At 43.5% G+C, this 22,579-nt stretch carries 23 protein-coding genes; 13 read left to right on the top strand and 10 right to left on the bottom strand.

What is annotated here, in order from left to right; genetic code table 11:
- Positions 1-10 precede the first annotated feature (10 nt).
- Complete coding sequence (locus tag PYW33_RS05390; RefSeq protein WP_004645508.1) at positions 11-1,468, top strand: bifunctional ADP-dependent NAD(P)H-hydrate dehydratase/NAD(P)H-hydrate epimerase; 1,458 nt, start codon at positions 11-13, stop codon at positions 1,466-1,468.
- A gap of 10 nt (positions 1,469-1,478) precedes the next feature.
- A complete protein-coding gene (locus PYW33_RS05395) occupies positions 1,479-1,751 on the top strand; it encodes an acylphosphatase (protein WP_004645507.1) in 273 nt (90 codons plus the stop codon).
- 3 nt (positions 1,752-1,754) lie between these two features.
- Here PYW33_RS05395 and ruvC read toward each other — a convergent pair whose 3' ends face one another.
- The gene (gene ruvC, locus PYW33_RS05400) at positions 1,755-2,300 is read right to left on the bottom strand and encodes a crossover junction endodeoxyribonuclease RuvC (RefSeq protein WP_004278925.1); all 546 of its coding nucleotides are present in this window, start codon (positions 2,298-2,300) and stop codon (positions 1,755-1,757) included.
- Positions 2,301-2,425: 125 nt separating this feature from the next.
- Between ruvC and PYW33_RS05405 the strand changes: the two genes are divergently transcribed.
- Complete coding sequence (locus PYW33_RS05405; RefSeq protein ID WP_004645506.1) at positions 2,426-2,992, top strand: FxsA family protein; 567 nt, start codon at positions 2,426-2,428, stop codon at positions 2,990-2,992.
- A 117-nt stretch (positions 2,993-3,109) separates the two neighbouring features.
- Entirely contained in the window at positions 3,110-3,748 is a 639-nt protein-coding gene (locus PYW33_RS05410; RefSeq protein WP_004645505.1) for a LysE family transporter, read from the top strand.
- Here PYW33_RS05410 and PYW33_RS05415 read toward each other — a convergent pair.
- The 3 genes from PYW33_RS05415 to ahpF form a co-directional block, all read right to left on the bottom strand.
- Positions 3,732-3,938 (bottom strand): hypothetical protein, encoded by a 207-nt coding sequence (locus PYW33_RS05415; RefSeq protein ID WP_004645504.1) that lies wholly within the window; start codon positions 3,936-3,938, stop codon positions 3,732-3,734. The genes PYW33_RS05410 and PYW33_RS05415 overlap by 17 nt on opposite strands.
- A gap of 144 nt (positions 3,939-4,082) precedes the next feature.
- On the bottom strand, positions 4,083-4,328 hold the full coding sequence (locus PYW33_RS05420) for a hypothetical protein (protein ID WP_004645502.1): 246 nt from the start codon (positions 4,326-4,328) through the stop codon (positions 4,083-4,085).
- A 278-nt stretch (positions 4,329-4,606) separates the two neighbouring features.
- A complete protein-coding gene (ahpF, locus tag PYW33_RS05425) occupies positions 4,607-6,172 on the bottom strand; it encodes an alkyl hydroperoxide reductase subunit F (protein WP_004645501.1) in 1,566 nt (521 codons plus the stop codon).
- A gap of 233 nt (positions 6,173-6,405) precedes the next feature.
- Here ahpF and PYW33_RS05430 point away from each other — a divergent pair, with 233 nt between their 5' ends.
- Both PYW33_RS05430 and PYW33_RS05435 read left to right on the top strand, forming a co-directional pair.
- Positions 6,406-6,624 (top strand): DUF1653 domain-containing protein, encoded by a 219-nt coding sequence (locus tag PYW33_RS05430; protein ID WP_016806821.1) that lies wholly within the window; start codon positions 6,406-6,408, stop codon positions 6,622-6,624.
- A gap of 24 nt (positions 6,625-6,648) precedes the next feature.
- On the top strand, positions 6,649-7,239 hold the full coding sequence (locus PYW33_RS05435; RefSeq protein ID WP_004645499.1) for an O-methyltransferase: 591 nt from the start codon (positions 6,649-6,651) through the stop codon (positions 7,237-7,239).
- Between the two features lie 11 nt (positions 7,240-7,250).
- On the opposite strand, the gene PYW33_RS05440 is transcribed toward PYW33_RS05435, so the two are convergent.
- Both PYW33_RS05440 and ahpC read right to left on the bottom strand, forming a co-directional pair.
- Positions 7,251-7,457: a KTSC domain-containing protein gene (locus PYW33_RS05440; RefSeq protein WP_004645498.1), complete on the bottom strand. Its 207-nt coding sequence runs from the start codon at positions 7,455-7,457 to the stop codon at positions 7,251-7,253.
- Between the two features lie 292 nt (positions 7,458-7,749).
- Entirely contained in the window at positions 7,750-8,313 is a 564-nt protein-coding gene (ahpC, locus tag PYW33_RS05445; RefSeq protein WP_004278916.1) for an alkyl hydroperoxide reductase subunit C, read from the bottom strand.
- A gap of 489 nt (positions 8,314-8,802) precedes the next feature.
- Between ahpC and hrpA the strand changes: the two genes are divergently transcribed.
- From hrpA to PYW33_RS05475, 6 genes are all read left to right on the top strand, one after another.
- Positions 8,803-12,741, top strand: coding sequence for an ATP-dependent RNA helicase HrpA (gene hrpA, locus PYW33_RS05450; protein WP_162131578.1), 3,939 nt, complete (start codon positions 8,803-8,805; stop codon positions 12,739-12,741).
- Between the two features lie 30 nt (positions 12,742-12,771).
- Entirely contained in the window at positions 12,772-13,881 is a 1,110-nt protein-coding gene (locus PYW33_RS05455) for a beta-ketoacyl-ACP synthase III (RefSeq protein ID WP_004645496.1), read from the top strand.
- A 26-nt stretch (positions 13,882-13,907) separates the two neighbouring features.
- Positions 13,908-14,660, top strand: coding sequence for a 1-acyl-sn-glycerol-3-phosphate acyltransferase (locus PYW33_RS05460; protein ID WP_026055750.1), 753 nt, complete (start codon positions 13,908-13,910; stop codon positions 14,658-14,660).
- 196 nt (positions 14,661-14,856) lie between these two features.
- On the top strand, positions 14,857-16,863 hold the full coding sequence (locus PYW33_RS05465) for a hypothetical protein (protein WP_004645493.1): 2,007 nt from the start codon (positions 14,857-14,859) through the stop codon (positions 16,861-16,863).
- A gap of 90 nt (positions 16,864-16,953) precedes the next feature.
- Positions 16,954-18,669 (top strand): AAA family ATPase, encoded by a 1,716-nt coding sequence (locus tag PYW33_RS05470; RefSeq protein WP_004645492.1) that lies wholly within the window; start codon positions 16,954-16,956, stop codon positions 18,667-18,669.
- Between the two features lie 30 nt (positions 18,670-18,699).
- The gene (locus PYW33_RS05475; RefSeq protein WP_004645491.1) at positions 18,700-19,026 is read left to right on the top strand and encodes a gamma-glutamylcyclotransferase family protein; all 327 of its coding nucleotides are present in this window, start codon (positions 18,700-18,702) and stop codon (positions 19,024-19,026) included.
- Between the two features lie 261 nt (positions 19,027-19,287).
- Here PYW33_RS05475 and PYW33_RS05480 read toward each other — a convergent pair whose 3' ends face one another.
- A complete protein-coding gene (locus tag PYW33_RS05480) occupies positions 19,288-19,740 on the bottom strand; it encodes a DUF441 domain-containing protein (RefSeq protein WP_004645490.1) in 453 nt (150 codons plus the stop codon).
- A gap of 140 nt (positions 19,741-19,880) precedes the next feature.
- Between PYW33_RS05480 and PYW33_RS05485 the strand changes: the two genes are divergently transcribed.
- A complete protein-coding gene (locus tag PYW33_RS05485) occupies positions 19,881-20,588 on the top strand; it encodes a pseudouridine synthase (RefSeq protein ID WP_004645489.1) in 708 nt (235 codons plus the stop codon).
- Between the two features lie 43 nt (positions 20,589-20,631).
- Here the strand turns inward: PYW33_RS05485 and PYW33_RS05490 are convergent, their stop codons facing one another.
- From PYW33_RS05490 to PYW33_RS05500, 3 genes are all read right to left on the bottom strand, one after another.
- A complete protein-coding gene (locus PYW33_RS05490; RefSeq protein WP_004278907.1) occupies positions 20,632-21,075 on the bottom strand; it encodes a GNAT family N-acetyltransferase in 444 nt (147 codons plus the stop codon).
- A gap of 97 nt (positions 21,076-21,172) precedes the next feature.
- Entirely contained in the window at positions 21,173-21,520 is a 348-nt protein-coding gene (locus tag PYW33_RS05495) for a type II toxin-antitoxin system RelB/DinJ family antitoxin (protein ID WP_004645487.1), read from the bottom strand.
- A 114-nt stretch (positions 21,521-21,634) separates the two neighbouring features.
- Complete coding sequence (locus PYW33_RS05500; RefSeq protein ID WP_004645486.1) at positions 21,635-22,543, bottom strand: pseudouridine synthase; 909 nt, start codon at positions 22,541-22,543, stop codon at positions 21,635-21,637.
- Positions 22,544-22,579 lie beyond the last annotated feature (36 nt).

Here is a 22,579-nt window from a genome sequence, read left to right on the forward strand (position 1 = left end):
GGAATAAGAAATGCAGCAACAAGTTTACCATAGCCGCGATCTACAAGCATGGGAGCAGCGCTGGTTTCAGCAGCAAAATAGTTCCTATGGTTTAATGCAACAAGTCGCCTGGGGGATTAGTCAGCGGCTGATCACCTTATTTTCCGAGCAAAAAATTAAAAAGATCGCTGTCTGCTGTGGTCCGGGCAATAATGCCGGTGATGGTTATCTCGTAGCCAAATATCTCAAACAGGCCGGTTTCCAAGTTGATATTTATGCGGCAGAGCTTGGCCCATCTCCAGATCTGGTCAAAGCGATTCAAGATGCCAAACAGGCTGACTTGCAGCCTTATTCGCATTTTGACTTTCAAACCGAATATGAGGCCTATATCGATGCCTTATTCGGAATTGGTCTAAACCGTCAACTGGATTCTGACTGGCAAAATGTTATTCAAACGGTCAATCAGCAAACTGGACTCAAAATCTCGATCGATATTCCGAGTGGACTGGATGCCAATACCGGTCAGCCTTTGCCAGTAGCGATCAAGGCTGACTATACTTTCACGGGTTTAGGGCTTAAGGCAGGACTGTTTACCGGACAAGGCAAAGAATATGCGGGCAAGATCGAACTGATTTCTGCTATTCCAACAGACGCAGAACTTCAACCGATTGCCCAGCTTGCATCACATCAGATTCAATTGCCCAAGCGTGAAGCCTTTGGTCATAAAGGCAGTTATGGTCATGTCTTGGTGATTGGTGGTCATGCCGATATGGGCGGAGCAGTGATCATGGCGGCAGAGGCGGCCTTTGCTGCAGGAGCAGGTAAAGTCACCATCGTTTGTGATGCAAAACACCATACTGCGATTTTGTCACGTGCACCAAATGTCATGCTGCGTGATATCAATCTTTTAACTCAGGAGCAACGCCAAGCATTGATTCAGCAGGTCGATGCAGTCTGTTTTGGCATGGGATTAGGTCGTGATTCTTGGTCAGAGCAACAATATACAGCTTGGTTTGAGCTGACTCAGCAATCTGATCTGGAGGTTGTTTTGGATGCGGATGCCTTATGGTTTCTGGCCAAGCAGCCTCAAGTTTTGAATTCCCAGACTTATGCCACACCACATCCAGGAGAAGCTGCAACTTTGCTAGCATGTAGCACTGCGGAAGTGGAAATGGATCGGATTGCAGCCATTCATGCCCTGCAACAAAAATATCAGGGACAGTGGGTGCTAAAAGGTTCAGGCAGCCTGATTCTGGAAGAAAGGCTTTACATCTGCAATGCCGGGAATGCCGGTATGGGCACGGGCGGAATGGGGGATGTGCTGGCCGGCATGATTGCCAGTCTAAAGGCGCAATTTGCGCAAAAAATTTATTTGCATGAAATTGTGACGCTGCATGCACTTGCAGGTGATGAACTGGCCAAAAATGGCGAACGCGGTTTACAGGCTCAAAATATGAAACATGCGATTTATCAGGTTGTGAATCGCTAAGGAGAATAGTGTGCCAGTCATCAAACTGAATATTTCAGGCCAAGTCCAAGGAGTCGGATACCGTTACTGGTTTGCCGAGCAGGCTCAAGCACTTGGGCTGAAAGGGCGTGTGCAGAACTTGAGTACGGGTGAAGTGGAGGCGGTTATTGTTGGAACAGATTCACAGCTTAGCGAAATGATTGCACGAAGTTGGCAAGGGCCTGCTCGTGCAACTGTACAAGCGATTATTCAGGAATATCTGAAATCCGATCTCGATGTTCAAGACTTTAGTATATTGCGTTAAACCTTATCGACGACGGCTACTGACGCGACTCCGGCCGCGTGCCATACCACCCAACGCATTCAATACCGCCATTTTACTCATACTGCCTGAGGCGTGGGCATGACAAATAGCAGCAGCTAAAGCATCGGCGGCATCCTGCTGCGGTTTGATGCTGAGTTTTAGAATATTCATTACCATCATCTGCACCTGTTCTTTATCCGCAGCGCCATAACCCACTACCGACTGCTTGATCTGGCGCGCAGTATATTCAGCGACTTTCAAATCCAGATTGACCAGTGCCGCAACAGCAGCACCACGGGCCTGACCGAGTTTTAAGGCAGAATCCGGATTTTGTGCCATAAAGACCTGTTCGACTGCAGCTTCAGTGGGACCATAAAATTTTACAATGCGCTCCACGCCGGCAAAGATCCGTTTTAAACGTTCAGGCATTTCTGTCGTTTCTGTTCTGATGGTGCCGGCATCAACAAAAGTCAGTTTGGAGCCGTCTTTTTCGATAATTCCGTAACCGGTTAAACGAGAACCGGGGTCAATCCCAATAATTAATGACATGCCCGCACTTTAAAAATAGAATAATGCCCATATTGTTACATAAGCGTATCAAAAAAGCTTGATCCTGATGAAGCAGTTGATTCCAGCATCCTATTATTTATTTTACTGAGATTAGATTAATTTTCATGAAATTATTTCTTATTATCCTTGCAGGCTTAATCCTAGAAGTATTTGTCTGGATTGGCGTGGGTGACCTCGTCGGGAGCATGTGGTACGTATTTTTCTGGTTTGTGGCCGCATTTTTTATTGGTATGAATATGATCCGTAAATACTCGGCCGGTGTAATGCCACAAATGCAGCAAATGCAGATGGGACAGATGAGTGCAGATCCTGCATTAACAGGAAATTTACCTAAAATTCTGGCAGGTTTCTTTCTGCTTATTCCTGGATTGATTACCGACGTATTGGCAGTATTGATGCTCATTCCAGCGGTTCAGCAGGTTTTTAAGGCTGCTATAATGAAAGCGATGATGAAACGTCAGCAACTCATGATGGAAAAAATGATGGGTGGCATGATGGGCGATATGGGTGGGGCACAAGGCCAGAACCCATTTGCCGAGATGATGCGTCAAATGCAGGATATGCAAAATCAGCAATCAGGTCGCGGTGATTCCACCATTATTGATGGTGAAGCACGTGAAGTGAGACCTGAGGCGAAAAAAATTGAAATGAAAGATATCAATCCAAAATAAATGTTTTATTTAAAAAACTCTATTTAAGCCGAATCTGATGATTCGGTTTTTTATTGGAGCTTTCTAATCTCTTTGAACAAACGTTATAATATATTTTTATAAATTTACCTTATTTTAATGTCTCTGCTTTTTACGATCTGTCTCCTGCATTTTGTTGCTCAACTCAGTCCCGGTCCCGATATTTTGCTCATTGCCAAAAGTGCCGCATCTACCACACGCCAGAATGCCTTGAAAATTATTGCAGGGATCTCTGCCGGTATTGTGGTTTGGGTAGTACTGACACTTGCGGGTTTTACTGTGTTAATTGACCAGTTTCCATGGGTCCAGCACGCCTTAATGCTTTTGGGTGGCATATTCTTGGCTAAAATGGGATGGGCCATGTTAAAGGGTGGTGTGCATAGCTTTAAAAATAGACATCAGACTGACGACGATACAAATGGACAGGTGCAAGCTAAAAACTATTTTATGTTGGGCTTATGGACCAACCTTTCTAATCCTAAAACACTGATCTATTTTAGTAGCGTATTTTCACTGGCCTTGAGTTCGTCTGCTTCCGATTATTTGAAAACACAGTTGGCTGTGATTATTCCCTTGCAGACCTTTATTACGTTTGCTTTATTGATGATGCTGATTTCCCAACCAAAAATTAAAACCTTGTACCAGCGTTCGGGGAGTTATATTGATATGATTTCAGGCGGACTATTTCTGCTATTTGCATTGTGGTTATGGTATGACGCACTTATTCTGATGAATTAAGTGGTATATCTTCATTTAATGCTGGAGATATTGGTGAGGTCTGGGCAGGAGAGGCTAAATTGTCTGGTGTTTTAACTGCCATTTGATAACGATTAGGCTTTAAAGTGGTTTCAGTATTTTCAGAGCCTTGATAGCTGCGGCTACGGTTGGCGCGCTCACGCAATCCACCTTTTTTAATTAACTGAACCATGGTACATCTCTCATTCAAATCCACAGCTATTGTAAATCAAATCTGGATTTGATGAGGCTATTTTCCGCATAGCTATCTGAATTATTCAAGATTAATAAAAAGACCTGTTTGAACCAACAGGTCTTTACTGTCAGATGAATAAATTTAGCGAAGTCTTTTATCTTCTTCTTTTAAAACATCCAATAATGAGTGTTGTACAGGAACTTCTTGTTGTGACTGCACATACAAATGCACCACTTTAAACACAATTGCTGTAACGAGGCAGGCTACTAGACACAAAACCCAAAAACCAAAAGGGCTGCGGATATGATGTGAGCCGCAGTTTGAGCATGATTTTTCTGTAGAGTCGACTACTTTTTCACAGCAGGCACAATGATATTGATACTGCATTTTTCTTCTCCCAGGATGTTATCCTTTTTATTCTTCGATCATGAAAGATGATTTGTTGCTCTATCATAGGAGAGCTTTTCTAGGCTGACAAGACGAGATTGCCGACAATTACATAGTATCTATATAGGATAAAAATTAATTACATGACTAAGATCATATCAAGAAAATGATTAAATGATTCATTATTTGAAAATATAGTTGAATCTAAAAAGATAATGACAACATCAATTAAAAATAAAGCCCGCATCAAGCGGGCTTTATTTGAGCTAGTCTAAAACTTACTGCCCTGAACGGATGATGTAATCAAAAGCAGACAAGGATGCCTTGGCACCTTCACCGGTCGCGATGATGATCTGCTTGTACGGCACTGTGGTACAGTCACCTGCTGCAAACACCCCTTTCACATTGGTTTCGTTGCGGTCGTTAATCACGATCTCGCCACGGTTGGTTAGCTCAACTGGGGTTTCTTTCAAGAAGTCCGTATTTGGCAACAAACCGATCTGCACGAAGATTCCTGCCAGCTCAACCACATGCTCTTCATCTGTGGCACGGTCTTTGTATTTCAGACCCGTCACCTGTGCACCATCACCCAGTACTTCAGTCGACAAGGCATTCTTGATCACGGTGGTGTTTGGCAGACTGTTGAGTTTGTCTTGCAGCACCTGATCCGCACGTAGTTTGGTATCAAACTCGACCAGCGTGACATGCTCTACAATCCCTGCCAGGTCAATCGCAGCTTCGACACCCGAGTTACCGCCACCAATCACAGCGACACGTTTGCCTTTGAACAGAGGACCATCACAGTGCGGGCAATATGCCACACCACGGGTTTTGTATTCCTGCTCACCTGGAACGTTCATCTCTCTCCAGCGTGCACCGGTCGACAGAATCACGGTTTTAGATTCCAGTTTGGCACCATTCTCTAAGGTCACTTCCACCAGACCATTGGCAGTTTCATCTGCACCTTTGATGTTGGATACCCGTTGCAGGTTCATGATGTCAACCCCGTATTCACGCACGTGGGCTTCCATCTCGGCTGCAAATTTAGGACCTTGAGTTTTCTGTACAGACGTGAAGTTTTCAATATCCATGGTATCCATGACCTGACCGCCCATGCGTTCAGCCACGATCCCGGTTTTAATGCCTTTGCGTGCTGCATAGATCGCAGAAGTATTCCCTGCAGGTCCACCACCGATCACCAGGACATCAAAGGCATCTTTGGCATTCAGCTTTTCCGCATCTTTGGCAGCGGTATTGCTATCCAGCTTGGCAATGATTTCTTCCAGTGTCATACGACCCTGACCGATATGCTGGTTGTCCTGGAATACCATCGGCACCGCCATGATTTTGCGTTCTTCGACTTCGTCCTGGAAGAAAGCCCCATCAATCATGGTGGCAGTAGTGCCCGGGTTATAGATGGCAATCAGGTTGAGTGCCTGAACCACATCCGGACAGTTATGGCAGCTTAACGATACGAACACGTCAAAATTAGATTGAACACCCAGGCTCTTGATATTCGCCAGAACTTCATCCGAGACTTTCGGTGCATAACCGGAAGTTTGCAGCAATGCCAGGATCAGCGAAGTGAACTCATGGCCCATTGGCAAGCCTGCAAAGAACACGCGTGGCTGTTCACCGGCCTTGGCAATACCAAAACTTGGCACACGTTTGTTGCTGCCATCAAAACGGGTAGTCACCTGATCAGAAAGTGCCGCAATCTCTTCGACCAGTTCCTTGATCTTGTCTGACTTGTCAGAGCCATCAAGGGTAGCCACCAGTTCAATCGGGCCTTCCAAACGTTCTAATAGGGTTTTAAGTTGAGCTGAAGTATTTTGGTCTAACATTGCTAACGTCTCCAAAGGAGTAAATGTTTATTTGATAACAGGATATTAAATGAATTGAATAAATAGGTAAAACAGTTTGTTTTTATTTTATTGATCGGATTTACAGATTTATTAAAAAATTCATCATTAATTTCAAAGTTCTATATGGGGGCGAAAGATTAATTTTCAAGTAGTTTAGAGCAAGAATAAGGATTTTCAGCTAAGATTAAAACAAGATATTTGAGACTCGAATGATGGAATTACAACGCGGTATTTATCAACATTATAAGGGACAGCTTTATCAGGTGTTTAATGTCGCCACGCACAGTGAAACTGAAGAAAAGCTAGTGGTTTATCAATGTCTCTACGGTGATTATTCAATTTGGGTACGTCCTTTAACGATGTTCACTGAAACCATTACCACCAACGATGATCGTGAAGTGGAGCGTTTTAAATTGATTCAGGCACTTTAAGCCCAACAGACTCAGGGAAGAGTGATGCAAAACTCAGATGAATTTGAAATATTCATGCAAGAATTATATGAAAAATTTCATAGGCATGATCTTAAGCAGGCAGATCGCCTGCACCGATACCGGAATATAGAGCCAGAATCCGGTCAATTTTTGTCTATGCTGATTCGTGCACAACAATCGAAAAATATTCTGGAAATTGGCACCTCTACTGGTCATTCCACCTTATGGCTGGCAGAAGCGGCTCGGCAGACTCAAGCCATGATTACAACACTTGAAGTTGATGCAGAACGGGTTACTCAGGCAAAGCAATATGCGACAGAAATAGATCTTGCAGATTTAATCAATTTTAAAGTAATTGATGCTCAGGTTTATCTGGAGGCAGAACAGGAAATATTTGATTTTATCCTGTTAGATGCTGAACGAGATGCTTATGTCAGTTACTGGCCACATTTGAGTCGATTACTTAAAGCAAAGGGCGGGTTACTGGTGGTCGATAATGTCATTTCACATGCAGCAGAAGTCGAAGAGTTTATTGCCTTAATTCAGCAAGACCCACGTTTTATCATGAGTATTGTACCCATAGGCGCAGTTTTGCTGATGCTGGGATTTCGTTAAATGGATTCACTTCAATCCATGCAAATTTTATTAAAATGTAAATTATATTCGAGATACTTTTCTACGAATGCGGCTTTGTCTTGGCGTCTTAACAGGTTGTCATAAATAAATTCAGGTACGGGATGATACAGCTCGGCATGACCATTACTGTATACAATTTTCAGGTGGCGGCTTGAGGGATTGTATTTCCAAGAAATCACGGTAAGCAGTTTTTGCATATGCGTTCCTCCACTGAATATTTCTTATCTTATCATTTGAACTTATGCCATATGGCTCTGCAGATGTATAGCTCAATTGTAAGAATCGGTAAGGATTATGAGAAAGCGAAGCAAAAGATATGCCTGAATTTTTATATGATGGATCAAGAAAGAAATAGGACTGCAATATTTAAAGTCCTAACAAAATAATTTAAAAAAATAAAATCCAGTATTGCACTGACATAAAAGTTCAAACCATAAAAAACCACGCTAAAAAGCGTGGTTTTTTTGAATCAGTTCAATCTAATTAAAATTAGATTTTACCCACTAGGTCGATTGAAGGAGCAAGAGTTGCATCGCCTTCTTTCCATTTAGCTGGGCAAACTTCGCCTGGGTGAGCGTGTACATACTGAGCTGCTTTAACTTTACGAAGAAGTTCTTGAGCGTCACGGCCGATACCACCAGCGTTGATTTCAACGATTTGGATTTTACCTTCTGGATCGATCACGAAAGTACCACGATCAGCAAGGCCGTCAGCTTCGATTAATACGTCAAAGTTTTTAGCAAGAGTCCAGTTTGCATCACCAACCATTACATACTGGATTTTTTTGATTTCTTCTGAAGAATCGTGCCAAGCTTTGTGAGTGAAATGCGTGTCAGTAGAAACTGAGTAGATTTCAACGCCTAGTTTTTGGAATTCAGCGTAGTTGTCAGCAAGGTCACCAAGTTCAGTCGGGCAAACGAAAGTGAAGTCAGCTGGGTAGAAGAATACAACAGACCATTTGCCTTTCAGGTCAGCTTCAGTAACTTCAATGAATTTGCCGTTTTGGAATGCAGTTGCTTTAAATGGTTTAACTTCAGTATTAATTAAGCTCATCATTGTCTCCATGATTGAGGTAGTCTTTGATTTTGAATAAGAGTATCGAAATTTTGGTTGATGCTAAAATGGTATTTTTACATTACAAACATCGGAAAAACCGAATTAAGTAAAAACGCGCCACTTTGGCAAAATCGCTTTGTTCATTGAGCAGCATCAAGATGATGGCCTGATGACAAAATTATCTCTTTTTCCTCGTGCTAGCAAACATGATGTTGAAACCAAAAAATTCAAGGGTCAATTCGGAAAAAAGCATAATTTCCACAAAATAATTTAAATATCAATTCCAAACTTGGACTTATGATTAAATCTAATCAGGGAAACTCATGCGTGTCATTTAGATATTTTGACAGGTTTATAGTGCGGAATTGAGAGAAATCAGGCAGCCAAAGCCAATTTGTCCGGCACTTAACAGAACTACGACTATCTGAAATCTAATGAACCAAGTAAAATAAACCTTTCCGGTTTTTTGATGTGGGTGTTTTCTCTGTGCAGAGTCATTTAAATGTAGATCAATGGATAATGGCGCGTGACCGTCACCGTTTAAATCGACTGAAAAAAGGGAAAGACGCAGATGCTAAGCAGTATCAGGAATTATTTGAAAAATCCAATCTGAAAGTACGGCAACGGCTTGAGCGTCTTCCGAACATCAAGCTAAATCAGGATCTGCCGGTAACCCAGTATGCTGACAAGCTGATTACCGCGATTCAAAAGCATCAGGTTATTATTGTAGCTGGTGAAACCGGTTCTGGTAAAACCACCCAGTTACCGCAAATTGCTATGCTGGCTGGACGTGGCCTGACCGGAATGATCGGACATACCCAGCCGCGTCGACTGGCAGCCCGCAGCGTATCACAGCGTATTGCCGAAGAAGTTGGCGAAAAACTCGGTGAATCAATTTCCTTTAAAGTACGTTTTACGGAACAGGGTTCACAAGACTCAATTGTGCGTTTGATGACAGACGGTATTTTACTGGCCGAACTGACGCATGACCGATACCTGACCAAATATGACACGATTATTATTGATGAAGCGCATGAACGTTCGCTGAATATCGACTTCATTATGGGTTATCTGAAGCAGCTATTGCCACGTCGTCCCGATCTGAAAGTCATCATTACTTCAGCAACCCTGGATGTAAACCGTTTTAGCAGTTACTTTAATGGTGCACCAATTTTTGAAGTGGAAGGCCGCAGCTTCCCGGTAGAGCTGCGTTATCGCCCGATCTCGGAAATGAGCATTGGCGGTAGTGATGATGATGAGTTTGATGATTTTGAAGAAAACCTGCCTCGCGCTGTGGTCAAAGCAGTCGAAGAATGCTTTCAGGATGCACAGGAAAAAGGTCATCCCGAACATGCCGATATCCTGATTTTTGCCAGTACCGAGCAGGAAATTCGCGAGTTACAGGAAACCCTGATCAAACATGGGCCACGCCATACGGAAGTATTAACTTTATATGCGCGTCTGGCGCTGGCCGAACAGCAGAAAATCTTTAATCCTTCTGGTGGCGGGCGACGCATTATTATTGCCACCAACGTAGCAGAAACAGCTTTAACCGTTCCGAATATCCGGTATGTGATTGATAGCGGTTTTGCCCGTATTTCGCGTTATAACTATCGTTCACGGGTGCAACGTCTACCAATTGAAGCCGTTTCTCAGGCAGCAGCCAATCAGCGTAAAGGCCGCTGTGGCCGTATTGCACCGGGTGTCTGTATTCGTCTGTATTCTGAAGATGATTTCCTCAGCCGTCCTGAGTTTACCGAACCAGAAATAAAGCGAACCAACCTGGCATCTGTAATTTTGCAGATGCAAAGTCTGAGCTTGGGTTCACTCGAAGATTTTGATTTCATCGAACCACCAGATCATCGTTTGGTCAATGATGGCCGCAAGCTCCTCATTGAACTGGGGGCAATGGCTGAGAAAAATTCTCCTAAAACTGAAGATGATCAAGCAAATCCCTCTCTTGCGTCGCATAACGCCTCACCCTTCGAGAAAGGGAGACTTCAAAGCCGTGGCTTAACCAAGATCGGTCAGCAAATGGCGAAAATGCCGATCGATCCACGTCTGGCCCGCATGATTCTTGGTGGTGCACATTTTGGCGTGCTGAATGAAGTGCTGGTGATTGTGGCCGCACTTGCAGTTCAGGACCCGCGTGAACGCCCTGCGGACAAGCAGATGCAGGCGGATCAGAAACATGCACTATTCCGTGAAGCCGATTCTGATTTCCTGTTCTATATCAAACTCTGGGAGACGCTGCATAATAACCGCGGCAGCATGAGTGAAAATAAGCGCCGTACTTTTGCGCGTAATCACTTCCTGAGCTGGCTGCGTTTACGTGAATGGAAGAAAACTCATGAGCAGCTGGTGGATTTGGCTAAGGGTTTAAAACTGTCATTTAATGAAAATAAAGCCAGTTATGAGAATCTGCACCGTGCCTTGTTGACCGGTCTCTTATCATTTATCGCCAACAAGACCGATGAGCGTAATGTTTTTATGGCGGTGCGTCAGCAAAAAGCACGGATTTTCCCAGCTTCTACCTTGCACAAGACCAATACGCCGTGGGTGATGGCCTTTGAAATGGTCGAGACTTCCCAGGTGTATTTGCGTACCCTAGCCAAGATTGAGCCGGAATGGATTCTGCTGGCCGCGCGTGACCTGCTCAAGCATCATTATTTTGAACCGCACTGGTCGAAAAAAGCTGGTGTGGTGAATGCCTATGATCAGATTTCATTATTTGGTCTGATTATTGAGCCGAAACGCCCAATCAATTATGAAAAAGTAGATCAGGCGGCCGCGCATGAAATTTTCTTGCGGGATGCTTTAACCACTGGGCATTTAGGCATTACTCCACCATTTTTAAAGCATAACTTGCTTAAACTGGAAGAAGTCGAGCGAGTAGAAGACAAATTACGCCGTCGTGATCTAGTGGTTGATGAAGAAACCATTTACCAGTTCTATGCCTCGAAAGTGCCGCCTGAAGTGGCCAGCCGTCGTACTTTTGAAGACTGGCGTGCCACGGTTGAGCCTCAGAATCCGCGTTATTTATTTGTCGATGATGATGCGCTATGGCTGAATGACCGGCCGACGACACAACAATTTCCGGACTATTTGCACAATGGTAGCCTGCGTCTGGCTGCAACCTATCGTTTTGACCCGAGTCATGATGAAGATGGCGCGACAGTTAAAATTCCCCTGCAAGCCTTGGCCCAGGTCGATGAAGGTATCTGGTCATGGGGGATTCCGGGTTGGCGTCTGGATCTGATTGAAGCATTGCTAAAAGCTTTGCCGAAGGATAAGCGCCGTAATCTGGTGCCGATTCCGGATACTGCACAAAAACTCATAGCAAAAGTAGATGCGCAGGATTTACAGAAACATATTTTTAGTTTCTTGGCATTCCAGCTGCGAGGCGAACAAATCACGGAGAAAGATTTCAGCTTTGACCGGGTAGACCAATATCTGTTGCCTTTTATTAAAGTGACTGATGAAAAAGGTCGTGTCATTGAGCAGGGGCGTGATCTTGCCGAGCTGAAAGCGCGCTGTCGGACTGAAACGCATAGTCCGGTCAAACAGCTTAAAGGTGAATTTAAAACCTTCCCGGAAAGCTTTGTATTTGAAGCCTCACAAAAAGTCACCGGTGTCGTGGTCAAGCAGTACCAGGCGCTGGTTCCGACTAAAGCTTTTTCTGCCCTGGAGCAGAAAGATGAATCGGGTGTGGTGATTCAGACTTTTAATGATCAGGCTGAAGCGGTTAAAAAACATCGTGAAGGGGTGATCCGACTGGTGCATATGCAACTCGGAGACTTGACCCGCCAGTTGAAAAAACAGATTTCCAAACCTTTGGCGCTGGCTTATTCGCCACTTGGAGATAAAGCGCAACTGGAACAAATGTTAGTTTATGCCACACTACACATGTCCATTAATGAGCTGCCTGTCAATGCGCAAGAGTTCCAAAAGCTGGTTGAAGATGTAAAAAAATCTTTCCTGACTTATGGTCAAGTTGCCCTGAAAGAGATCACGGATATTTATATCCAGTGGCAGGAAATTCGCCGGAAATTATTGGTTTTAGACCATTCTGTGTTTGAAAAAAATATTAATGATATTGAAGATCAGCTTGATTTAATGAGCCTTTCAGACTTTGTATATCGTAAACCTTCCGATGTATGGAGCGAATTTCCACGTTATTTGAAAGCCTTGATCTTGCGTTTAGAGCGCTTGCCCAATAATCTACAAAGGGACAATTCCGCCATTGACCAAATTGATCAATGGATGGAAAAATTATTCAAGTTTAAAGATGACCCTCGCCTGAAAGAATTGTATTTTATGGTCGAGGAGTTAAGAATCTCATTGTTTTCACAACCGATGAAAACAAAAGCACCCGTGTCTCCAACTCGCTTGCAAAAAGTATGGGATCGTCTTGGAATCAGTTAAGATATAGGTAATTCAGATAAGGAATTTTACATGGGCATCCGCATTACGGGTACGGGCTTATTCCATCCGGAACACGTCATCACCAATGAAGAATTAGTTGAAAGTTTAAATGCTTATGTGGAACTGTTTAATCACGAAAATGCTGACAAAATCGCTGCAGGCGAAGTTGAAGCGCGTCGTGGTTCTAGTGCAGACTTTATTGAAAAAGCATCTGGCGTACAACGCCGTTATGTCGTAGAAAAATCAGGTATTCTTGATCCAAAACGCTTACGTCCAAATTTACGTGAACGTGCAGATGATGAAATTTCACTGCAAGCAGAATGGGGCGTAATCGCAGCCAAGCAGGCGATGGAAAATGCCGGTGTGACTGCCGAAGATATTGATATCGTGATCCTGTCATGCTCGAATTTGCAACGCGCTTATCCTGCCGTAGCCATCGAGATTCAAACCGCTCTAGGTATCAAAGGCTATGCCTATGACATGAACGTGGCGTGTTCTGCAGCAACATTTGGTCTGAAACAGGCTTATGATGCGATCAAAGCAGGCGCGCGCCGTGTGTTATTGGTCAATGTAGAAATTACCTCTGCACATACCGATTTCCGTTCACGTGACTGTCACTTTATTTTTGGTGATGTGGCAACCGCTTCAATTATTGAAAATACTGACAGCAAAACCGGTTTTGAAATTCTAGATTCTGAGTTGTTTACCCAGTTCTCGAATAACATCCGCAATAACTTTGGTTTCTTGAATACCTCTGAAGATGCTGACATTGACGACAAACGTTTCCGTCAGGATGGTCGTAAGGTATTTAAAGAAGTCTGTCCACTGGTTGCGAAAATGATTACTGCGCAACTGGAAAAGAATCAGATTGAGCCGACAGGTGTTAAACGCTTCTGGTTACACCAGGCCAATGCCAGTATGAATGAACTGATTCTGAAACTGGTCGTTGGTAAAGAAAATGCCAAACCTGGTCTGGTACCGATCATTCTGAATGAGTTTGCCAATACTTCTTCTGCCGGGGTGATCATCGCCTTACACCGTACTGCACATGAAGTTGAAGATGGTGAATACGGCGTGTTGTGTTCATTTGGTGCGGGTTATTCGGTAGGTTCGATTCTGGTCCAAAAGCGCGTGGCATAATCCGCAATAAATAGAGAGTAGACAGATTGCAGGCCAAGCATGACGGGCAGTGGATCAGGCGCTTAAGTGCCTTCTCCAAGTTATATTTTACCCCGACATTTTTAGGGGCTGAGTATATGGATGCCAGTCGACCTGCAATGTATGTCGGTAATCATTCCATGTATGGCATCTTTGATGCGCCGATGCTGATTGATTACCTCTACAACGAACATAAGGTGGCTGTGGTCAGTATTGCGGATCATAGCCATTTTTATGTACCGTTATGGCGTGAAGCCGTGAAGAAGTTTGGGGCAGTCGATGGCATCCAGCATTATGTACGTGCTGTGATGCAGCAGGGTTATTCTATTCTGGTGTTTCCGGGAGGTGGGCGCGAAGTACTTAAACGTCAGGGTGAACAGTATCAACTGATCTGGAAGCAGCGTTACGGATTTTTAAAGCTGGCTCAGGAATTCAACTATGATATTGTCCCTTTTGCCGCGCTCGGTGGGGATGAAGTCTATGAGATTGGCTTTGATGCCAATAAGATCATCCAGCATAAATATTTTCAAAAACTCCTCAAAGTACCACAACTCAATAAATTACTACGTCAGGGCGATGTGATTCCATCTTTGCCTAAACGATTATTCCCAAAACGCCTGCCATTTTATTTTCAGTTTATGCCGCGACAATCGATTGCTCAGGTTCAGACTCAGGAAGAGCTGATTGCATTTCGACACAGCTTGCAGCAACATATTTATACCGGCTTGGCCGAGCTTAAGGCGCTACGTCAGCAAGACTAAAAAAGAAAAATTCTTCCTGTAAAATCTAGGCTATGATCTATTGAAATGTTCTATTTTTAGCAATGAGGATGCATGGACGGTTTTATAGTGCAAGTGATGCCATAATGTATTTTTAAATGTTCACTGATTGGCGATCAAGGACTCAGCATGATCCAATATAAAAATAAGATGATTCTAAGATGACCGAGGTGCACGTATGGAACAGGAAAGCTTGGTAGCATCTTTAAGGTTATTGGCACAACAATGTTTACGGATTTCTCCAGAGCTGAACCAGCTTTATCTTGACCAGATGGCGATGATTGGTCATCTGAATGCACAAAATTTAATAAAAATTCAGCAGGATCAACACCGGATTGAATTGGTGGATGGCCTGTTTTATATCCAGTTTCATACTCCCTATGCACTAGACTCTGGAGCTGCACCTGCTTTGGTTGACAGTCATTTTTATTTTCAGCAATGTAAGGCAGAAGCCCTGGAGGAATTCTTTTTACAGGATATCTATTTCCTGACTGGCGATTTAAAACCACAGCATTCGCTGTATTTACGCGACAAAGCCAAACAGTTACGTCAGCTTATCCTGGCTCAGGTTTATGCGTGGGTTAATGGCCTGGAACGGGTGTCCGAATTTTTGCAGCAAATGTCGATTGTTCAAGCTGAGATTATCGACCAGCAGCTGATCAAGGCCGGGTTGTATACAGCACCTGTCATGCAAAACTTTATTCAGGATGAACAAGAGATTCCACAGCAGATTCTTGAAAGCTTGCAACAGGCTTTTTCTTTGGAGTGTCTACAGCAGGCTGAATTCCTGTCGATCCAGTCATTGATGGACAGTCTGGATGAGTTCTGTTTTAGCGCCGCACAGTTTTTGCCTCCGGCGATGTTCCGGATTATGTCGCTGTCTTTTGAAGAGCGCTTTAATTTGCATGAACTGAATGATCACACCGATGATATCCGCTTGCTGTATCGGCATGCTGAGGAGCAGAGTAACCTGCTCGGTTTTGTCCGTCTGATGAACCGGGACGTGTGGCATCGGGATGATTTATTATCCAAACGGAATTTCCTGGAAAATCATCCGTATTTATGGCAGAAAAAAGTAGCCCGATTGCCACTTTTTGACTGTCATCGTGCCGTGAACTGGATCTTTAAGCAACCGGCCGAGGTACTGGACTGGATTAGTAATAATATCCAGCATAGCAGTGTGCGGGTCGCAGTAACGGCCTTAAGTTTTATAGACAGCCATCATATACATCCACAGATTATTCTGGTGACTTTACAATATTTTCAATATGTCTCGGCGCGATTGTTTATTCATAGCATGCATGCATATGCAATCCAGCACGACTGGTTTCAGCACCAGCATAATCAGGCGGTGGTATTAAAAGGCACACGCCAATCGATTGAGGATCAACGGATTGCGATTAGTCCCTCAATTCTGTATCTGGATGAATGGATGGAGCTGCTGCGCAATGTGGTCAAAATGGATGATCAGCTGACCAAAAAGGTTTATCTGAACTTGAGCCGGATGATGCAGGCTTATATGCAGTATTTATATAAAATTACGGCGCATTTGCCAGATGAGGTTCTGGTGTATATTCAGCCTCCAAGCCAGCAGAACCGTGATTTCTATAATGTTCTGCACCGCTATCGAATTCCTTTTACTGAGTTCAGGCAGCTATTTTATTTGCAAAGCGGGCATGTACGGGAGTCGCTCTTTGACAGTTATGTGCGTGACTATCTGGTAGAGTATTTTTCCAGCCATACAGAAATACCGAAAAATCTGAGCTGGACCAGTTTGTTTAATCAGGCGGTCGTCTGGCATGATCAGATTCAAAAGCAGGAAATGATCGCCAAGCTGAAAAAACAGTTTGCACTGGTGAACTGGACGCCAATCACTCAGGTTTCATTTTTACTGTATTTCAACTGGCGTTTTGAAGAGCTTAAAACTTTGGATCGGATTTTAGAGGAATCTAAAATTTTCAGGAACTGTCTGGCGGCAAGCTATGCTCAGCAAATTGTGGAAAGGCAGTATGTGGCCTTTCGCATGTCTCATCCCGCTGTGCACCTACCCTTAATCTTGGGGTGTCAATTGGTGAATGGACAGGTGATTTTTGATCAGCTGGAATATCCGAATAACCAGAAAGCAGAAGCCGAATACAGCAATATCGCCATGCATTTTATTAATTGGCTCAACTTGCAGGCCTGACAATTCAATACAGCTTGTTTTCCGCCATGACGCTTAACTTTTCCGCTAAAAATCGTTAGGCTATAGCCGTTCTTTTACGGTGTTGCTCTTATGAAACAGGAAACTGCCCTTAAGTTACTCAAAGCAGGAGAGAATGTCTTTTTAACCGGTTCTGCCGGTGCGGGAAAAACCTATACGCTGAATCAATATATTAACTATTTAAAGGCGCGTAAGGTCGCCGTCGCAATTACCGCATCGACCGGTATTGCAGCCACACATATGAATGGTATGACCATTCATACCTGGGCAGGCATTGGTATTAAAGACTTTTTGTCTGAAGAAGATTTAAAGCGGATGAAAGAGCGAAAATACTTAAAAGAACATCTGGAAAATGCGCAAGTCCTGATTATTGATGAAATTTCCATGCTGCATGCCAAGCAGTTGAATCTGGTCAATCAGGTACTGAAATATTTCAAGGAAAGTGATGAAGCTTTCGGTGGTATTCAGGTGATTGTAGCAGGGGACTTTTTCCAGTTACCGCCAGTCGGTAAAAATGATGAGCGCAACCGGGACAAATTTTGCTTTATGTCGGATGCCTGGGTTGAAGCCAAGTTCCGCGTTTGCTACCTGACTGAGCAGCATCGTCAGGGCAATGATTATCTGAATGATATTCTGAATGCGATTCGTGCCCAGGCGATTAGCCATGAACATCGCACGGCTTTACAGGCCACCCGACATCAAGAAATCGGCGAGACCTATACGCGCCTGTATACGCATAATATGGATGTAGACAGTATTAACTTTAAACATCTGAATGAAATTGACAATGATCCACGCCAGTTTGACGCGCAGTGTGATGGCAATGAAAAGCTGATCGAGACTTTAAAATCGTCAGTGCGAGCGCCTGAAGCCTTAACCCTGAAAAAACATGCCAAAGTCATGTTTGTGAAAAACAACTTTGATATGGGTTATATCAATGGCAGTCTGGGCGAGGTGATCAGTTTTGAGGAAGATGATGAATATGGCGTGCTGCCCAAAGTCAAACTGACCGATGGTACTACACTGGTGGTTGAGCCTGAAACCTGGTCGGTAGACAATGAGGCCGGTAAAACCATTGCCAGTTTCCAGCAGATTCCATTGCGTCTGGCCTGGGCAATTACCATTCATAAATCACAAGGCATGACCCTGGAAGCTGCTGAAATTGATCTGAGTCATACCTTTGAAAAAGGTCAGGGCTATGTCGCCTTGTCCCGTTTGAAAAGCTTAAATGGCTTACGTTTAAAAGGCTTTAATGAACAGGCTTTGGAGCTCGACAGTCTGGCGATTAAAGCTGATCGCCGTTTTCAGGAACTTTCTGATGAAGCCGAAGCGAATTTTGAAAATGTCGATTTGACTGCGCAGCACAAAGCCTTTATCCGGCATTGTGGCGGGACTTTGAATGAAGTTGAAATCCAGCGCAATGAAAAGAAAATTTCCAAGAATGCTGGAAAACAAAGCTATGCCACGGCAACGCTAGACGAAACGCGTGAACTGTTTGAAGAAGGTTATGAAATTGCCGATATCGCGACTGAACGTGGTTTGACTCCGGCAACCATCATCAATCATTTGGGACGTTTGCATAAAGAGCAGGGGCTGGATATCTCGCTTGCGCATCCGGGTGAGGAAGTGGTGGAACAGGTTCGCAAGATTTATAAACGTCTGACCAAGCGTCAAAACTCGGAACATTTTAATGATGACGGTTCTATTAAGCTGCGTCCGATTGTGGAATTGACTACGCCTAAAATGGCTTATGACCAGGTGCGTTTGGCACTACTATTTGTAGAATAATTATCACAATGATGTTTAAGAGTTCTTAAGATGCACAGTTTATTTGTATACGGCACGCTTCGTCCCCAGCAACCCAATGCCCATGTCATGGAACGGATTGGGGGAAGCTGGAAAGCCGGTTATATTCGTGGGCATTTGCAGCAGCGTGGCTGGGGTGCTGAACTGGGTAGCCCGGGTATTCAGCTCAGTGATTCGGGTGAGACTGTTCAGGGTTATGTATTCATATCCGAGAATCTTCCCCAATATTGGGATGAGCTGGATGCATTTGAAGGCGATGAATATCAACGTATTCCGGTTAAAGTATATTTGGAAAATGGTGAGATGATAGAAAGTTTGGTCTATGCTTTGAAAGATTAGACTGGTAGGTGTCATTTATTGAATTTCAAATTTTTATCAGGTCACCGCTTTTAAAAATCATTCACTTTCCTTTGCTTGAATTTTGAAAGATCGAATTAATAAAGTATTCCGTTGATCTGATAATATCTTCTGAGCAAGCCTGAAGCACTGCTTTAGAGCTTAGCGCAAGATAATCAACGGGTGGTCTGCATATTTCCGGTCATGTGATGTATTTTTGAGAAATTATTGCATACTGGGAATACGCGCTGATGATTTGTACATTTATTGTGTACTAATCAATAACGATAAAATCCCAGCCGCAATTAAAGGACCGACTGGAACACCGCGTAATACTGCTACACCAGCCACTGTGCCTAATAACAGTCCGGCCACCACATCTGGCTGATTTGACATCAGCTTCACTCCACGTCCGCCCAGCCAAGCAACAAAAACCCCAATCGCGATTGCCAGCAAAGACTTCCAGCTCAGGAAAGATTTGAGAATACTTTCTCCTGAAATTTTGCCACTGGCAATCGGTGTCAGAACACCGATGGTCAGAATAATAATGCCGATATTTAAACCATGCGCCTGTACATAAGGCAATAAACTGCTGAGAGGCGTGATTTTCAAAACGATTAACACCGCTGCAGCAATGGTGACGGCGCTATTGTGACTGAAAATACCGCAAGCCAGTAAAACCAAAAGAACAATCAGATTCAGATCAAGTTGCGACATAAGCGGGAGAGAAAGAATGAAAAATAAAGCTATTGTAGAGCTTTTCAACGCATGATACCTAGAAAACAGCGGAAGAAACCAAATTCATGACTGTTTCAGGATAGAATGCATAGGTCTTCACTCGATACAGGTATAAACAGATGCTATTGGAAAAAATGTTGCAGTCACAAGGTTTCGGCTCCCGCAAGCATTGTCAGCAACTGATTAAAAATGGTGCTGTTTCAATTCAAGATGAAGTGGTTGACAATCCTAAATATAACCTGGATTTAAATCATTTAAATTTCGAGGTTTATGGTAAAAGTCATACCTATCGGGAAAAAGTTTATATCGCCTTAAACAAACCACAAGGCTACGAGTGTTCGCATCAGGCGACGCATCATTTTAGTGTGTTTGACCTGTTTGATGACATTTTGCTGAATCGGGGGATTCAGTGTGTAGGCCGTCTGGATCAGGATACCACCGGACTATTATTGCTGACCGATGATGGACAGTTTCTGCAAGCGCTCACCCATCCGAAAAAGCATGTCGCCAAAGTTTATCAGATGCAAACTGCGGATGCCGTCACGGATGAACAGATTCAGCAACTAGAACAAGGTGTTGAATTAAGAAATGAAAAAGGCATTTTTTCAGCTACCGAAGTGACACGATTGGCTGAAAATCGTCTGCAAATGACCATTCATCAAGGCGTCTATCATCAGGTGAAGCGCATGCTAGCTGCCGTAGGCAATAAAGTGGAACAGCTACATCGTGCACAGATTGGTGCTTTGGCCTTGCCTGAACTGGCTGAAGGAGAATGGCTGTATTTAAATGCTGAACAGGTGGCACAGGCCAAATTCCGCTCAGAATAATAAATTTTTTATTCGCTTGAAATGTGATGAAAAAGATTAGGACTTATTTCAGGAAACAGTGATAAGTCTGAAATTCATCATCCTTTATAAATCCCATAGATTCGTACAATTTATGCGATTGATAATTGTTTTTTTGGGTTTCCAGGGTGATTCTTAAGGCCTGTTCATGTTTGGCAAATAAAATCGCGGTATCAATCAGTTGTTTGGCTGCGCCCTGACGCCGAAAAACCGGGGTGATATAGACATCATCCAGAATATAATAAGTCGAGCAAGCCACCGAAGAAAAACCCAGATACAGGATAATAAAGCCGGTAAAAGTGTCATCTTTGGTATTAATGAAAATGACGGTCTGTCCATCTTCAAAACGCTGTTTTAAAAATTGGTAAGAGAGTTCAGGATTGGAAGACGTACCATAAAACTGTCGATATTCATCAAATAATACCGCCAGCTGATTCAGGTCTGCTGACTGGGCGCGTCGTACGAGCATTGCATACTCCATGCTAATTTTTTATTGATTATCAGCATCAAGCATAGCGAAGTTTGTGAGTGGCAGGCTTTAGAAATTGTTTGGAAATGCAACAATGTTAAATTTTGTCGCTTTCACCCAAAATGGCATTCAGTTCTTCAAATAAATCAAGATGATCATCATCCAGCTGGATCTCCTGATCATCCAGCAGATTCAGGGCAGAACTGGAAAGCGCATTTTGCTCGGTTTTCGCTTCATTTTGTTTTAGCTTGCGCAGGCGAATCAGTTGTTCCAGGTTGATATTCTGGTTTTCAATCGAGAAGGGGATCGATTTGGTAATCACCACTTGCTTGAAAAAAAGACGCACTGCCTGAGCTGGCGTAATCCCCAATTGCTTAAATACCGCAAAGGCTTGTTTCTTCTCTTGCGAGTCCAAGCGAATTTGATAAACTTCAGTTTTTCTCATAATATTTTTAAAGCTTTAAATTACTTAACTTTTCGCCTTTATTCTAATCAATTACGTTTGAAATTCAATCTTAAAGCGACCGATTTTGGAAAATAATCTGTAATGACAAGAGATTTACAGTGTCAATTCAAGTTGCGAGCTGAAATTCATGCTTTTCTGCGTGATCGGATCGATGAATTGAATATGTTTGGCCAATAAACTTAAAGGTGCAGAAAAATCATCTTCCGCCTTGTGCGCTACCTGTGGATAAAAGGGATCATGACGGATCGGAATACCCAGATGATTCAAGTGCACCCGTAATTGATGCTGCTTGCCAGTATGTGGTTTTAGCTCATATTTGGCCCATTCTGTATTATGTTCCAGCAGGTCGATCGCCGTCTCGCTATTCGGCGTTCCGTCTAGCACGTGCATGGTATAAAAGGGCTGTCCCTTTTCCATTCTTAATCGCGTGATCAATGGAAATTTTAAATCAGGTTGATAGGCCGCAATCGCATGATAAGTCTTCTGCACTTGACGTGTGGCAAACATCTGTTGATATAGGCCACGTGATTCCACACGTTTGGAAATCAGGACCACACCTGCCGTTTCACGATCCAGCCGGTGAATAGGCGTTAAATGCTCATTGCCGGTCTGTTTTTTAAGACGAACCAGTAGCGTTTCCTGCACATATTGTCCGGTCGGACTCATGGTCAAAAAATGCGGTTTATCGACTACCATGAAATGCTCATTTTCAAATAAAATCTGATGTTGAAAAGGAACATGCACTTCATGTGCCAAAAAACGGTAATAAAAACAGTGACTATTGGCCTGAAATAGGCTTGCTGTAGTTAATTGATTGCCCTGAGCATCATAGACCAGACCTTCGGTGAAACGGGACTGCCATTCATCTGTTGCGATATGCGCAAATTGTGTGCATAAATAATCAAAAACTGTCAGGGGCGCATCCGGACTGGCTGGCAAAAAAACTTTACTGGCACTGACCCCATTCAGCATGGGCGGGTTAAATTCAACAGTCGTTTGCATGGCAGGCAGATTAACCTCTTAAGGAACAGATGCTGT

This window comes from Acinetobacter lwoffii (genome assembly GCF_029024105.1).
GTDB classification, from domain to species: Bacteria; Pseudomonadota; Gammaproteobacteria; order Pseudomonadales; family Moraxellaceae; genus Acinetobacter; species Acinetobacter lwoffii.

Coding starts and splice junctions, on each gene's coding strand:
- PYW33_RS05485 (WP_004645489.1), top strand. CDS start 19,881: ATGCTATTGGAAAAAATGTTGCAGTCACAAGGTTTCGGCTCCCGCAAG.
- PYW33_RS05435 (WP_004645499.1), top strand. CDS start 6,649: ATGCAAAACTCAGATGAATTTGAAATATTCATGCAAGAATTATATGAA.
- ahpC (WP_004278916.1), bottom strand. CDS start 8,313: ATGAGCTTAATTAATACTGAAGTTAAACCATTTAAAGCAACTGCATTC.
- ruvC (WP_004278925.1), bottom strand. CDS start 2,300: ATGTCATTAATTATTGGGATTGACCCCGGTTCTCGTTTAACCGGTTAC.
- PYW33_RS05410 (WP_004645505.1), top strand. CDS start 3,110: ATGTCTCTGCTTTTTACGATCTGTCTCCTGCATTTTGTTGCTCAACTC.
- PYW33_RS05500 (WP_004645486.1), bottom strand. CDS start 22,543: ATGCAAACGACTGTTGAATTTAACCCGCCCATGCTGAATGGGGTCAGT.
- PYW33_RS05470 (WP_004645492.1), top strand. CDS start 16,954: ATGAAACAGGAAACTGCCCTTAAGTTACTCAAAGCAGGAGAGAATGTC.
- PYW33_RS05440 (WP_004645498.1), bottom strand. CDS start 7,457: ATGCAAAAACTGCTTACCGTGATTTCTTGGAAATACAATCCCTCAAGC.
- PYW33_RS05455 (WP_004645496.1), top strand. CDS start 12,772: ATGGGCATCCGCATTACGGGTACGGGCTTATTCCATCCGGAACACGTC.
- PYW33_RS05475 (WP_004645491.1), top strand. CDS start 18,700: ATGCACAGTTTATTTGTATACGGCACGCTTCGTCCCCAGCAACCCAAT.
- PYW33_RS05490 (WP_004278907.1), bottom strand. CDS start 21,075: ATGCTCGTACGACGCGCCCAGTCAGCAGACCTGAATCAGCTGGCGGTA.
- PYW33_RS05420 (WP_004645502.1), bottom strand. CDS start 4,328: ATGCAGTATCAATATCATTGTGCCTGCTGTGAAAAAGTAGTCGACTCT.
- PYW33_RS05480 (WP_004645490.1), bottom strand. CDS start 19,740: ATGTCGCAACTTGATCTGAATCTGATTGTTCTTTTGGTTTTACTGGCT.
- PYW33_RS05430 (WP_016806821.1), top strand. CDS start 6,406: ATGGAATTACAACGCGGTATTTATCAACATTATAAGGGACAGCTTTAT.
- PYW33_RS05390 (WP_004645508.1), top strand. CDS start 11: ATGCAGCAACAAGTTTACCATAGCCGCGATCTACAAGCATGGGAGCAG.
- ahpF (WP_004645501.1), bottom strand. CDS start 6,172: ATGTTAGACCAAAATACTTCAGCTCAACTTAAAACCCTATTAGAACGT.
- PYW33_RS05415 (WP_004645504.1), bottom strand. CDS start 3,938: ATGGTTCAGTTAATTAAAAAAGGTGGATTGCGTGAGCGCGCCAACCGT.
- PYW33_RS05465 (WP_004645493.1), top strand. CDS start 14,857: ATGGAACAGGAAAGCTTGGTAGCATCTTTAAGGTTATTGGCACAACAA.
- PYW33_RS05495 (WP_004645487.1), bottom strand. CDS start 21,520: ATGAGAAAAACTGAAGTTTATCAAATTCGCTTGGACTCGCAAGAGAAG.
- PYW33_RS05405 (WP_004645506.1), top strand. CDS start 2,426: ATGAAATTATTTCTTATTATCCTTGCAGGCTTAATCCTAGAAGTATTT.